The sequence below is a fragment of the Paenibacillus sp. ALE3 genome, from assembly GCF_054113405.1.
The window spans coordinates 3,810,746-3,823,711 of sequence record NZ_CM134214.1; the positions used below are offsets into that span (position 1 = coordinate 3,810,746).

The 12,966-nt window shown below is 45.9% G+C and carries 11 protein-coding genes; 4 read left to right on the plus strand and 7 right to left on the minus strand.

Annotated features, from left to right (window positions below; genetic code table 11):
- The first annotated feature begins 140 nt into the window (after positions 1-140).
- Together ACXHJ2_RS17015 and ACXHJ2_RS17020 are read left to right on the plus strand one after the other, a co-directional pair.
- Complete coding sequence (locus ACXHJ2_RS17015) at positions 141-1,364, plus strand: quaternary amine ABC transporter ATP-binding protein (protein WP_014599546.1); 1,224 nt, start codon at positions 141-143, stop codon at positions 1,362-1,364.
- Complete coding sequence (locus ACXHJ2_RS17020; RefSeq protein ID WP_165080517.1) at positions 1,339-3,930, plus strand: glycine betaine ABC transporter substrate-binding protein; 2,592 nt, start codon at positions 1,339-1,341, stop codon at positions 3,928-3,930. Before ACXHJ2_RS17015 ends, ACXHJ2_RS17020 begins: the two co-directional genes overlap by 26 nt.
- Positions 3,931-4,014: 84 nt before the next feature.
- Here ACXHJ2_RS17020 and ACXHJ2_RS17025 read toward each other — a convergent pair whose 3' ends face one another.
- The 6 genes from ACXHJ2_RS17025 to ACXHJ2_RS17050 form a co-directional block, all read right to left on the minus strand.
- On the minus strand, positions 4,015-5,238 hold the full coding sequence (locus tag ACXHJ2_RS17025; protein WP_013369903.1) for an ABC transporter permease: 1,224 nt from the start codon (positions 5,236-5,238) through the stop codon (positions 4,015-4,017).
- 1 nt (position 5,239) lies between these two features.
- On the minus strand, positions 5,240-6,604 hold the full coding sequence (locus ACXHJ2_RS17030) for an HlyD family secretion protein (RefSeq protein ID WP_058710868.1): 1,365 nt from the start codon (positions 6,602-6,604) through the stop codon (positions 5,240-5,242).
- A 28-nt stretch (positions 6,605-6,632) separates the two neighbouring features.
- Entirely contained in the window at positions 6,633-7,217 is a 585-nt protein-coding gene (locus ACXHJ2_RS17035; RefSeq protein WP_013369901.1) for a TetR/AcrR family transcriptional regulator, read from the minus strand.
- Positions 7,218-7,473: 256 nt separating this feature from the next.
- Positions 7,474-8,838: an ABC transporter substrate-binding protein gene (locus ACXHJ2_RS17040; protein ID WP_014599545.1), complete on the minus strand. Its 1,365-nt coding sequence runs from the start codon at positions 8,836-8,838 to the stop codon at positions 7,474-7,476.
- 117 nt (positions 8,839-8,955) lie between these two features.
- On the minus strand, positions 8,956-9,777 hold the full coding sequence (locus tag ACXHJ2_RS17045) for a carbohydrate ABC transporter permease (protein ID WP_013369899.1): 822 nt from the start codon (positions 9,775-9,777) through the stop codon (positions 8,956-8,958).
- On the minus strand, positions 9,774-10,739 hold the full coding sequence (locus ACXHJ2_RS17050; protein WP_165080515.1) for a carbohydrate ABC transporter permease: 966 nt from the start codon (positions 10,737-10,739) through the stop codon (positions 9,774-9,776). The genes ACXHJ2_RS17045 and ACXHJ2_RS17050 overlap by 4 nt, the downstream gene beginning before the upstream one ends.
- A gap of 193 nt (positions 10,740-10,932) precedes the next feature.
- On the opposite strand from ACXHJ2_RS17050, the gene ACXHJ2_RS17055 reads away from it, so the two are divergent.
- Complete coding sequence (locus ACXHJ2_RS17055; protein ID WP_165080513.1) at positions 10,933-11,253, plus strand: hypothetical protein; 321 nt, start codon at positions 10,933-10,935, stop codon at positions 11,251-11,253.
- A 116-nt stretch (positions 11,254-11,369) separates the two neighbouring features.
- Here the strand turns inward: ACXHJ2_RS17055 and ACXHJ2_RS17060 are convergent, their stop codons facing one another.
- On the minus strand, positions 11,370-11,744 hold the full coding sequence (locus tag ACXHJ2_RS17060; protein ID WP_165080511.1) for a PH domain-containing protein: 375 nt from the start codon (positions 11,742-11,744) through the stop codon (positions 11,370-11,372).
- 299 nt (positions 11,745-12,043) lie between these two features.
- On the opposite strand from ACXHJ2_RS17060, the gene ACXHJ2_RS17065 reads away from it, so the two are divergent.
- Positions 12,044-12,832 carry a polysaccharide deacetylase family protein gene (locus tag ACXHJ2_RS17065; RefSeq protein WP_165080509.1) on the plus strand — a complete coding sequence of 263 codons (789 nt, stop codon included), beginning with the start codon at positions 12,044-12,046 and terminating at the stop codon, positions 12,830-12,832.
- Positions 12,833-12,966: the final 134 nt, after the last annotated feature.

Here is a 12,966-nt window from a genome sequence, read left to right on the forward strand (position 1 = left end):
TTGAAATGTAAGCAATGCTTCTGTTACAATTAATTTTGTCATTAACCGTTCAGGATGTACAGAATTATGATTTTTATACTCAATCCATCATGCAACATGGGGTTAATACCAAGCAAAGTATAGAAAGAAGAGGTGTATGTATGACGATTTTGGAAGTCAAAAATGTCAGCAAACTCTTTGGTCCTCACGCAGAGCAAGGTGTTCCGCTCCTGGAGCAAGGCTGGGGCAAAGAAAAGCTGGCCAAAGAAAAACAGATTACTGTTGGTGTTAATAAGGCCAACATGGAAATTAAGCAAGGTGAAATTTTCGTAATTATGGGGTTATCAGGTAGCGGCAAGTCCACTTTGGTGCGAATGCTAAATCGCTTGATTGAGCCTACCTCCGGTGAAATTCTGGTCCACGGCAAAGATCTCCGTAAGATGAACAAAGAACAACTCCGCGAAGTTCGTCGTAAAACCATCAGTATGGTTTTTCAAAAGTTCGCCCTGTTCCCACATCGGACTGTATTGGAAAATGTAGAATACGGTCTTGAAATTCAAAAGGTAGATAAAGCACAACGCCAGGAAAAGGCACAACAAGCGCTGGAACTGGTTGGTCTTAAAAACTGGGGCGATAAGATGCCCGATGAGTTAAGTGGCGGTATGCAGCAGCGTGTCGGTCTGGCACGGGCACTCGCGAATGACCCTGAAGTTCTCCTGATGGATGAAGCATTCAGCGCATTGGATCCTCTCATTCGCCGTGACATGCAAGATGAGCTGCTGGAGCTTCAAGATAAAATGAAGAAAACAATTGTCTTTATCACCCATGATCTGGATGAAGCGCTGCGGATTGGTGACCGGATTGCATTGATGCGGGACGGAGTGGTCGTGCAAATTGGTACACCGGAAGAAATTATGATCCAACCAGCTAACTCTTATGTAGCCCGCTTCGTCGAGGATGTGGATCTGTCCAAAGTATTGACGGCTGCTCATGTCATGCTTCGTCCAGAAACCATCACTATGGACCGCGGTCCTCGTGTAGCTCTGGAATTGATGCGAGAGCGTGGGATTTCCAATCTATTCGTCATTGATCGCACCAAAAAGCTACTGGGTGTTATTAATGCCGAGGATGCTGTTCATGCTCTGCGCAACAATCTGAAGATTGAAGATATTTTGATCACTGACGGACCGCAGGTTACTGCTGAAACTGTCATTAATGATCTGTTTGAAATTACAAGCTCGTCCAAGGTGCCACTGGCTGTCGTCGATGACAAGCAGAAGTTGCTGGGCGTTATCGTCCGTGGAGCTTTACTGGGTGCACTAAGTGGAGATGTACCTACTACAAAGGAGGTGAATGCCCATGATACCGAAACTGCCAATCGCTGAGTGGATTCAATCCATTGTAGACTGGATGGGTATTCATCTGGCTGGATTGTTTAATATTATTTCTTCGGTTATAGAAGCCGTAGTTGGCTTCTTCTCTGGCTTGTTTATGCTTCCGCACCCTCTGGTGTTCATCGTGATCATCGGAATTATTGCCTTTATGATTGGGCGGGTGCAGCTTACACTATTTACTGTCATCGGCTTCCTGCTGATTGATAATCTCGGCTATTGGAGCGAAACGATGAATACGCTCGGACTAGTCATCACGTCTGCGCTTGTATCCATTGTTATCGGGATTCCGATCGGAATCTGGTGTGCATATAGTAAATCAGCATCACGCATTATCACGCCTTTGCTTGATTTTATGCAGACGATGCCTGCGTTCGTGTACTTGCTCCCGGCGGTTACCTTTTTCAGCTTGGGTGTTGTACCAGGTGTTATCGCATCAGTTATCTTTGCGATCCCCCCAACCATTCGCATGACCAACTTGGGGATTATGCAAGTATCGGATGAGCTGGTTGAAGCCTCTGATGCATTTGGTTCAACATCAGCGCAAAAGCTGTTTAAAGTACAGCTGCCACTGGCATTGCCTACCTTAATGGCTGGTATTAATCAGACGATTATGCTGTCACTGTCCATGGTTGTTATTGCTTCCATGATCGGTGCGGAAGGCATCGGTGCAGTTGTGTATCGTGCTGTGACCCAGCTGCAAATTGGTAAAGGTTTTGAAGCCGGCTTGGCTGTGGTCGTTCTAGCTATTGTGCTTGACCGCTTTACACAAAACCTGTTTAAACCGACGAAAAAAAGCAAAAGTCGTGTATCCAGCAAGCAAAAAGTATGGATCACCTCAGCAGTTACAGCAGTTATTCTGATCGCTGGCGCATCTCAATATTTTGTTGGAACTGATCATTCCGCTGCTGGTAAAGGTAATGCTGCCAATCCGATTGGCGCAGAGGTTGATTATAAAATTATTGGTATTGATGCCGGGGCAGGCATTATGAAGTCGACGGCTAAAGCAATTCAAGACTACAATTTGTCTGATTGGAAGCTAGTCGAGGGTTCTGGTGCGGCTATGACGGCCACACTGGACAAAGCCATCAAAGCGAAAAAACCGATCATTATTACCGGTTGGACTCCTCACTGGATGTTCAACAAGTATGATCTCAAATATTTGGAAGACCCTAAAAAGTCTTATGGTGAAGCTGAGGGTATTCATACGATTGCCCGTAAAGGTTTGCAGCAGGATGCTCCTACTGCTTATGAGTTTCTAAAACGTTTCAAATGGACAGCGGAAGATATGGGTGAAATGATGGTTGCTATCCAAGGCGGAACCAGTCCAGAGCAAGCTGCCAAGGATTGGGCAGAGAAACATGCCGACAAGGTTCAGGAATGGACTCAAGGACTGCAAACTGTCAATGGCGATACCTTTAAGCTAAGCTATGTAGCTTGGGATTCGGAAATTGCGAGTACGAATTTGCTGAAATATATAATGGAAAACAAATTGGGTTATAAAGTAACCGCACTGCAAGTTGAAGCAGGTCCTATGTGGACGGGTGTCGCTAGTGGTGATGTAGATGCCTCCCCGGCTGCATGGCTGCCGTTAACGCATGCGGATTACTGGACTAAATACAAAGATAAGCTCGACGACCTAGGTGCGAATATGACTGGTGTTAAAACCGGGTTGGTCGTTCCAGCTTACATGAATGTTAAATCAATTACTGAATTGCAGGGGAACGGAGCCGAAGCGGCTCCGGCTTCCGCCGCTACTGGGGACTTTGGCAAGGAGGTCGGCTACCGTATTGTCGGTACCGACCCTGGCGCCGGACTGATGAAGCTGACTGCTAAAGCTATCAGTGACTATGGATTGTCTGACTGGAAACTGCTTGAAAGCTCTGGAGCTGCTATGACCGCTACACTGGATAAAGCTATCAAAGCCAAGCAGCCTATCGTTGTAACCGGTTGGACTCCTCACTGGATGTTTAACAAGTATGATTTGAAATACTTAAAAGACCCTAAAAAAGCATACGGTGATAAAGAAGAAATTCATACCATTGCCCGCAAAGGCTTGAAACAGGATGCTCCTGTGGCTTATGAATTTCTAAGTCGTTTCAAGTGGACTGCTGATGATATGGGTGAAGTGATGATCGCAATTCAAGATGGTACTCCCCCACAGCAGGCTGCCAAGAACTGGGCTGATAAGTATCCTGATAAGGTACAGGAATGGATCAAGGGCTTGCAGCCCGTCAACGGCGATCCCCTGAAGCTGAGCTACGCTGCTTGGGATTCTGAAATTGCCAGTACGAACGTATTGAAATATGTATTAGAACAAAAATTGGGCTATAAAGTAACAGCGCTGCAAGTGGAAATCGGTCCTATGTGGACAGGCGTGGCTGGCGGAAGTGTAGATGCTACCGCAGCCGCCTGGCTTCCATTGACGCATGCTGATTATTGGGCTCAATATAAGGATAAAGTAGATGACATCGGAACCAGTATGACTGACGTTATGTCCGGACTTGTCGTTCCATCCTATGTACCGATTGATTCTATTGAGGATCTTAAAACGCAATAATACTTCTTCCACTTTTAAATCATACTAATAAATAAAAGGCAGATCAGGGTTACTCCTGATCTGCCTTTTTGATTAAAATTGCTCTCAGCCTTTAAGTGTAAATCCTTCTTGTACGGGCATATCGGCATGCTGCGCTGTCGTCTGATGCTGTCTAAAGAATAACGGATAGATCACGAAGGCCACCAGCAGACTCACACAACCAATGACGCCCAGAGCAATCAAATCCTTAAAGATGTAGGTGATATCCAGTCCCTTGAGAGTAATGTTCCGTACAGCGTCCAAATAATACGTTAATGGCAATATTTCAGCAAGCCCTCGCAAGAAGCCGGGCATTGCTTCCAATGGCCACGTATAGCCTGACAGCATAAAGGAAGGAACAGCAATGAGCATCAGGGTTTGTGTCGCGTCTACTCTGGTCTTGGAAAAGAGACTGAACAGGAAACCTAACCCACACAAAGCAAAGTTAAAGACCAACGATACCAAAATCAATGGCAGTACCTGTCCCCTAAACGGAATATCGAAGCATAGAGCGCTAATACTGAATACAGTCAGCACATTGAAAGCTCCCGCCGCATAATAGGGTGCCAGCTTGGCAATAGCCAAGCGCCAAGGGGTATTTTTCCATGCGCCAAATCTTCCCCAAGTCCCTGCTTCCTTATCCCGCGTGCAGGACAACGCAATACCTAGCAGCAAACACTGCTGGAGAGCCGCAGAAATAACCCCCAACGGCATGAAAAGCTTATAATCATATACCGGGTTAAATAGCACTCTGGATCGGAACGGGATGGTAGTTAGCGTCGAGGCAGCCTGATCGGCGTTCATCCCTTTTTGCTTCATGGAATTAAGCGACACTCCCGCGCTCACGCTACTAATGACCTGATTGGCAATCCGACTGGCACTATTGGAATACATCATATTACTGCCGTCAATCAGCGTAAGCACAGGTGGATTTTCCCCATGCTTAAGCCGAGTGGTAAAGTTGTCGGGAATGACAATTCCGACCTTAGCTTCCCCGGTCTCCACCTGGCGGACTACATCATCCTGATTGGTCACTTGCCGTGTAACGGCAAATGAATCAGTCGCATCGAACGCCTGAATAATCTGGCGACTAAGCTGTGAATTATCTCCGTCATATACTGTGACAGGCATCTCGGTAATCCGCTGATGCGAATACAGGAAGCCGAACAGTATCGTATACACAATTGGCGTAATCAACAGAATAGCCATAAAACGGCGGTCCCGGAAGATACTCAGCCATTCCTCGCGAAACACATCGCGGATACGAAGTCTTTCCTGTGAATCCTGCATATTACTGCGCCCCTTTGCCTGTAAACAGAACCGTGGAGCCTGTTGGAACCGAAGCCGCAAGATCCGGTAATGCTACCTTCACACCAAAGGAACGGACATCCTTATCACCAGAACTTTGGCTCGGTTTTTGAATGGCAAAGTCTGCAGCCGATTCTAACAGAATGACTTTACCCTTCAGCTCCTTGCCACCTGACAGTAATTTAATTTGAACTGTATCCCCTGCTTGAAGACCGTTCAGAGACGTTTCCGGTACATAGAATTTAGCCCAACGCTGTGTGGATGTTTCAATGGTATAAACCGGGAATCCTGCGCTAGCCATCTCACCCAAGCTAAGCGACTTGGATTTTATGATCCCATCCTCAGACGCACGCAGCGTAGTATAGCTCAAATAGGTCTGAGCCTCCTGAAGTGCAGCTTCCGCTTGGGCTACCTGTGCATTGGCACCTTCAACCGCAGATTGTGCCTGCTCTACCGTCGATTGCGCCGCCTTCACAGCGGATTGCGCTTGCTCTACTGAAGCCTGAGCAGCTTTGACATCTTCCTGTTGCACAGCAACTTTGCCTGCTCCTGCCTGTGCTTCCTTCACTGCAGCCAAGGCTTGACGGTATTGAGCTTCAGCTGCCGTAATTTCCTCCTTACGGCTTCCCTCACGTGCCATATCCAATTTTTGCGACTCTGCATTATACTTGGCCACTGCCTGTTGATGTTCCAATGTCGCTTGATCCAACGAGGCCTGAGTTGCTGCACCGGCTTCTTGAAGCTTTTTGGCACGCTCCAGATTTTTAACGGTCAGGTCCAGCGTTTCCTTAGCTACCTTCACAGATGCTTGCAATTGCTCAAGCTCCTGTGGTCTTGCCCCGCTCTTGAGGGCATCCAGTTTTGCTTTGGCGGCGTTAGAAGCTGCTTTGGCCTGTTCAATCTGGCTGGAGGAAGCCTCAGCGGTCACACTGACCGCTGTCGTGCCTTGGCTCTTCTTGGCCTGAGCGGCGCTCACGGTAGCCTGCGCCTGACCTACTCCTGCTTGAGCCTGCAATACGCTGGCTTTCGCTTTGGACACATTGCTCTTGGCTGCCAGCAATGCAGCCTGTGCTTGCTTCACCTTATCTTCCAGCTCACGGCTTTCCAAATGGGCTAGCACTTGCCCTTTTTTTACCTTGTCGCCCTCATTCACCAGCATCTGATCAATACGTCCTGCCATCTTAAAGCTGGCATTGAGCGTATCTGATTCTACATAAGCCGTCGGGATTGAAGAAGACTCATCTGCGGACAGGCTACTGCTCCCTCGTGGGAAGGCAGTCAAAGCATAGATTCCTACAGCGATTAAAATAATGAGTACGATATAAATCGCATATTTTTTAGCTTTCATGTTCTCATCACTCCACTTATCTATTTATTTAATGTTGCATACCCAGCGCGTTACATACAAATACTTCGATACTTTCGCGAACTTCCTGCGGATTCATCGTTTCGCCCCATACCATCGACCGCATCGGAGTAAAAATGTAAATGCCGAATAAACAATTTGCAGTCGTTTTTGCATCCAGCTTACTCGAAATTTTCCCATAGAACTTGCCGGAATCAATCTCTGCCTCCATAAAATCAAAATAGTCTGCCAGCACTTGCCTAATATTAAAATGCTGTTCCTGCGAGACCCATCCCTTACTGACTAATAGACGGCAAAAATCCGGCTCTCTCCCAATGAACTCAATATGTACTTGGATCAGCTTGTGAACCCTCACTTCTACCTGATCCATAGGAATCTGAGCCATCGCTTCATGGATATCCTGGACAAAACGCTCCATCCCCATCTTCAAAATGTAAATGTACAATTCTTGCTTGTTTTTAAAATTGTAGTACAGGGTTCCTTTGGCTATGCCACATACCTTGGCAATTTCCTCCATATTTGTTTCATTAAAACCTCGTTCGGAAAAAGCCTTGAGTGCACCGTTAAAAATAATTTCCTTCGTTTGCTGTTTCATGCTTCCTCCTTTTTTGAACTGACCGTCCAGTACAAAAATTATGTATTTATTATAAGCCCATTTTCAGTTATCCAGCAATAGGAAATGTGTAAAAATGACTATTTTAGACACTTCGTCTAAACGACCATTCTAAAATGGAAATGCAAAAACGGATCGAATAAGTGAGGGGGTCACTCATTCGATCCGTTATTTCATAAAATCGGCTAATAAGGGGGCACATCCTATGGATTATCAGCCGATTTTAAGGGAGGGCCGACTATTTCTTCACCGTTTGATTGTATTGCGCAATTTTGCCTGTAATTTCTTGTGCAGCTTGGTCCAGCGCCTGTTTTGGCTGCTGCTGGCCACTCAGAACAGCCTCGATCGCACCTTCGACGATTTGACGCGCTTCAGGGAATACGCCCATTACTGCGCCTTGTGTAGCAGTGGATTGTGCCGATGCGTGCAATTGGTCAACGGCCGTCTGGAATTGCGGATATTTTACCATGTTATCTTTGAGTACCTTCTCGTCATAAGCTGCTTTCGTAATCGGGAAGTACCCTGTGTTCACACTCCATTGTGCCTGTACTGCTGGAGAAGCGACGAATTTAATGAACTCCCATGCTGCCTTTTGCTGGGCTTCGGGCTTGTTGTTCATGATGTATAAGCTCGCGCCACCTACAACCACGCCGCCTTCTTTTGCTTCATTGGCTCTTGGCAGGAATCCTGTGCCTACTTCGAATTTATCGCCAACCTGCTCCACAATATTACGCAGCGAAGCGGTAGAATCCAGCGTCATTGCAATTTGTCCTGCGGAAAAAGCTTTCGCCGTATCGTCCGAGTTACGTCCTAAATTGGATACGACCTTTTCATCAATCATTTTCTTCCACCATGTCAGTGTTTTTACACCGGCATCCGAATTCAGCAAGGATTCTGTAGCTGCTTGCTCGCGTCCATTGCCATTATTCACATAGTCCGCGTTCTGATTGGCAAACAGTTGCTCCATAAACCAGCCGTAGATAGCAATGGATGCACCGGATTTACCATCCTTACTCAAGGCTTTGGCAGCTTTCTCGAATTCATCATACGTTTTCGGAGGATTAGCTGGGTCAAGTCCTGCGGCTTTGAAAGCATCCTTGTTGTAATATAAAATCGGGTTTGACGTATTGAACGGCATCGCGTTCAATTTACCATCAATCGTGTAGTATCGTGTAATATTCGGTTCAAGCTGCGACAAATCGAACTTATCTGCATCAATAAATTGTTGTACAGGCGTGATCATTTTAGAGTCGATCATGAATTTACTGCCGATTTCGTATACTTGAATGATGTCCGGTCCGCTATTAGAACCCAGCGACGCTTTCAGCTTGTTCAAGCTGTCATCATATTTACCTTGATATACTGGCTCTACCTGAATGTCCTTATGACTAGCGTTAAAGTCAGCAGCGATCTGCTTGATCGCCTTTTCACCGTTGCCGGACATTGAATGCCACCAAGTCAGTTTTATAGGTGAAGCCGCTGCAGCCCCATCATTACCATTACTCGGCTTCTCCGCCGCTGTATTGTTGCTACAACCTGCTGCAACTACCATAGCAGTCAGAATAAGCAGGGTCAAAGCACTTTTCAAACGAAAAAATCTCATAATCTCTCTTCTCTCCCTTTGATTAAATGATTCTTGAATGAAATGTTCGTACTCTTGTGCGTTAAAGCTTTGTATATAGGCTGCTTGCGCAGGTGTTGCTGTCTTTTGCATCTATGATTAGCCTTTAAGCGCACCCGCTGCCATTCCACGCACCAGCTGTTTGAGTCCAAAGATCAGCAGGAGCAGAGACGGTAAAATGACAAGTGCTGTACCCGCAAACACCAGATTCCATGAAGTCGATTCCTGAAACTCCAGCATGGATATGCCGATCTGTACGGTACGCATATTCTCGCTATTTGTGACCAGTAAAGGCCAGAGATATGAATTGTACATGTTCAGGAACGAATACACAGCCAGTGTTCCGAGTGCAGGACGCGATAACGGAAGCACATGGAACAGGAAATATCGGATATGTCCGCACCCATCCATACGAGCAGCCTCGAACAGTTCCTTGGGAAGCTGGAGGAAAAATTGTCTTAACAGGAATGTTCCAAATGCCGTCGCCAGAAATGGAACCGTCAATCCTTGATATGTATCAAGCCAGTTCCAGCTTCGCACCGTCAGATAGTTAGGAATAATGGTAACTTCCCAGGGGATCATCATTGTCGCGACAAACATGCTAAAAATGAAGTTTTTTCCCTTGAATTCCATTTTGGCAAAGGCATAGGCCGCCAGGCTGGCTGTAATCAGTTGTCCGATCATCGTCAGACCCGAAATGAGAAAGGTGTTGCCGATAAAGGCTGCAATCGGAACGATTTCGAACACTTCAGTAAAATTGGCCATATGAAAGGAATGCGGGAAAAAGCTTGGTGGGTAAGCGCTCGCTTCCTCGGGTGACATGACCGCCATAAAAAATGTATAAATCACCGGATACAAAATCAGAGCGGCTGCAATCGTAAGCAGCACATACAGTAATGTTGAATTCAGGTGTTGTTTCATTGGTAATGTACCTTTCTTTCCACCCATTTAAACTGAATCATCGTAAGCACCAAAATGACGGCGAACAAGACAATCGCCTGCGCACTCCCTGTTCCGAACCGGAAATTAACGAAAGCTTCCTGATAAATGGAATATACAAATACATTTGTACTGTTCACCGGACCGCCTTTGGTCAAGATATTAATTTGGGCAAAAGACTGGAAGGCACCAATGATAGAAACTACAGTCACAAAAAAGATCGTCGGTGATAGCAGCGGCATAGAGATACGCCAGAACGTGACCAACGGTCCGGCTCCGTCCATTTTGGCACTTTCGTACATGTCGTCTGGAATCCCTTGAAGTCCGCTCGATAAGATAATGTAATTGAAGCCAAGATTCATCCAGATGGTCATTATGGCTACGGAGAACAGCGCCCAATCCGGGCTGGTCAACCACGGAACCGGATTGATATGTAACAGGGAAAGCACATAGTTGAACATTCCCAGTGTGGGATGGAAAAGAAATTTCCAAATGACCGCAGATGAACCCACCGACAACACCATCGGTAGCGAGAAGGCAAATTGGAAGATACGCATCCCACGTAACTTACTGTGTGTAAGGGCAGCGAGTACCAGCGCCAGTAAAATACCCACAGGTACCGTCAATAGCGCAAAAAGCAGCGTGACCTTAATCCCCTGTAGAAACTGACCTGAGCTGAAAAGCATAGCAAAGTTATCGAACCCCACATAATCTGCAACGTTTCCTGCGGGATCTGTAGAATGTAAGCTGAGATAAACGGACTTTATCATCGGATAAAACATAAATAGCGCAAACAAAATAAGCGATGGAGCCAAAAAGGTATACGCCAGCGCGTTTTCGCGCAGTCTTTGAATTTTTAGCGAACCCGTGCGTATGCGAGCTTTAGACGATGTCCGTTGCTGGCTCCTCGTCCCCAGTCCCAAAGATTTGTTAAGTTCACCCAAAACGGAACGCCCCTTTCTTTTAAACCAACCTCAGTAAGTGTATCGTTTTGATGTAAAGGGAACATCAAGTGGACTGGAGTAAAATGTTAATGTTTTTACTCTTTGTAAAACCAATCCTAATTGGGTACTCGCACAAGGGCACAGGCTCCTGCATACGATATATCATTATTATGAGTATGGAGGTCAGAGGCGAATGTCGTACAATACCGTCAGTCCGCAAACTTTATATCAAGCTAGACCGGAATTCCAACAAGAACTTAAAAAAGTCCGCGATCAATTGCATTATCAATTGAGCCCCTACATGAATCACACGGTTAGGGTACAAACGATGGATCATCATGTGTATGAAGGAACGATTGTGCACATGGATGCGGATCATTTGTATCTGAGAGTCCCTCAGCAGTATCACTCACCCTCCTCAGGCACCCCAGCCCCTGATCGTTCCTATGCCTACAACAATGTCATTCTGCCGCTGGTGCTATTTAATTTGTTGGTTATAGTCCTGTTGAGCTAGCGCTTAATCCATGCAATCTGTCTAACTAAAAGACAAAAAACCTCCAAATCCGTAAGTAGCCTACCCTTGGCACATTACGTAGTTGGAGGTTTTAGTTATTTGTGTTCTTATAATCATTAGTTCTCACAGGAGATGCCTGCTTCCTGCTCTAGTACAGCTACAAAACGCTCTATACGATCTTCATTCGGCAGGTGGCAGAACACCTCATTTACACCCTGATTAATCAACAGGATGCTCCCCTTAGTATCTGACAAATCCTTTTCCAGCTTAGCCTGCGAAATATGGTGATAATTAATGAACTTGATCCAAGGAATACCCATAGTGGAGGAATAAAAGATGATTCGTTGGGACGTTACTGCCATTATCCCATGAAGCGGTATCTTCTCAGAGCTTTGTTGCAAATCATACGTACACCTAATACAGGATCGGATATGTTCGCCAGCTTCCAACGTTAGACTAATGGCTCGCAGCTCTTTTTCATCTGTTTTCATCCCGTCTCATCTCCTGTTCGAAGTTCAGGAACGAGTCGCAGCTCCATGAAACTTCAGATCAGCTTTAGCGGCTTATCTCGTTGACCTCTTCCATTTTTCGTCAGATTAAGAACTGGACAATGACCGATCTTCACTGCACATTAAAACCAAGGATGGATATGTACAACTTAACATGCGCACAGGATGTTATCAACAAGCAAGCTAGCACTGTTATTGAGCAAAATTCAGAAATGAGGAATGGTATACGCTTCTTCTTGGCAAGCTAATGTGAGAATACGTCAGAACGGAGAAGAAGCCTGATGAAATATAACCGTTTGCTATGCGCTGGAATCGCTGTTTCTTTGCTGTGTATCAGTTCTTGCCCCACTCCATATATGAATGCACAAAACACATCATATGCCTCCCCCGCTCCTACAAAGGGAAGAGCCTATTACGAAGAACGGGGCGACATTGTATGGGAAGTTCCTACCCATCGTAAGCTTATCGCTCTCACATTCGATGACGGACCGGACGAAAGCAATACGCCTGCCATTCTCGATTTACTTCAAAAATATGATGCGAAAGCGACCTTTTTTGTCGTTGGCAGTCGTGTAGAAAAGCTGCCACACCTTGTAAAACGGGAACGAGAGGAAGGACATGAAGTTGGCAATCATACCTTCCTTCATTCATCCTTTCAATATATCTCCCGCAACAAAGCTCTGTCCGAATTGGACCAAGGTCAGACGAGCATCGTTCAGGCAACTGGTGCGGGGACCCATCTATTTAGACCACCAGGCGGCTCCTATAACGATTCACTCGTCAAGTTATCCAAGGAGAAGGGGCTAAAAATTATTTTATGGTCCTGGCATCAGGATACTCTAGATTGGCGAAAGCCTGGTGTATACCGTATCGCAGATAAGGTGCTTCGTAACGCCCGTAACGGCGACATTGTCCTCATGCACGATTATGTACATCAAAGTACACAAACCGTTGAAGCCTTGAAGATTATTCTCCCTGAGCTCAAGAAAAGAGGTTATTCCTTCGTCACTGTATCTGAATTACTCTCTAATCGAGAAAAGCCGGATGGGCTGATTGAGGTGAATAAGTGAAAGAGCAAGGAAAGTGGGCTCGCCGTTGACTATGCAAAAAGTATGCAGGAACGAAATGGGAATTAGGTAATACAAGAGACCTCTCACAAGTTTATTTAACTTGTGAGAGGATAATCCCAACCTCAATAGTGAGC

Coding starts and splice junctions, on each gene's coding strand:
- ACXHJ2_RS17015 (WP_014599546.1), top strand. CDS start 141: ATGACGATTTTGGAAGTCAAAAATGTCAGCAAACTCTTTGGTCCTCAC.
- ACXHJ2_RS17020 (WP_165080517.1), top strand. CDS start 1,339: ATGATACCGAAACTGCCAATCGCTGAGTGGATTCAATCCATTGTAGAC.
- ACXHJ2_RS17025 (WP_013369903.1), bottom strand. CDS start 5,238: ATGCAGGATTCACAGGAAAGACTTCGTATCCGCGATGTGTTTCGCGAG.
- ACXHJ2_RS17030 (WP_058710868.1), bottom strand. CDS start 6,604: ATGAAAGCTAAAAAATATGCGATTTATATCGTACTCATTATTTTAATC.
- ACXHJ2_RS17035 (WP_013369901.1), bottom strand. CDS start 7,217: ATGAAACAGCAAACGAAGGAAATTATTTTTAACGGTGCACTCAAGGCT.
- ACXHJ2_RS17040 (WP_014599545.1), bottom strand. CDS start 8,838: ATGAGATTTTTTCGTTTGAAAAGTGCTTTGACCCTGCTTATTCTGACT.
- ACXHJ2_RS17045 (WP_013369899.1), bottom strand. CDS start 9,777: ATGAAACAACACCTGAATTCAACATTACTGTATGTGCTGCTTACGATT.
- ACXHJ2_RS17055 (WP_165080513.1), top strand. CDS start 10,933: ATGTCGTACAATACCGTCAGTCCGCAAACTTTATATCAAGCTAGACCG.
- ACXHJ2_RS17060 (WP_165080511.1), bottom strand. CDS start 11,744: ATGAAAACAGATGAAAAAGAGCTGCGAGCCATTAGTCTAACGTTGGAA.
- ACXHJ2_RS17065 (WP_165080509.1), top strand. CDS start 12,044: ATGAAATATAACCGTTTGCTATGCGCTGGAATCGCTGTTTCTTTGCTG.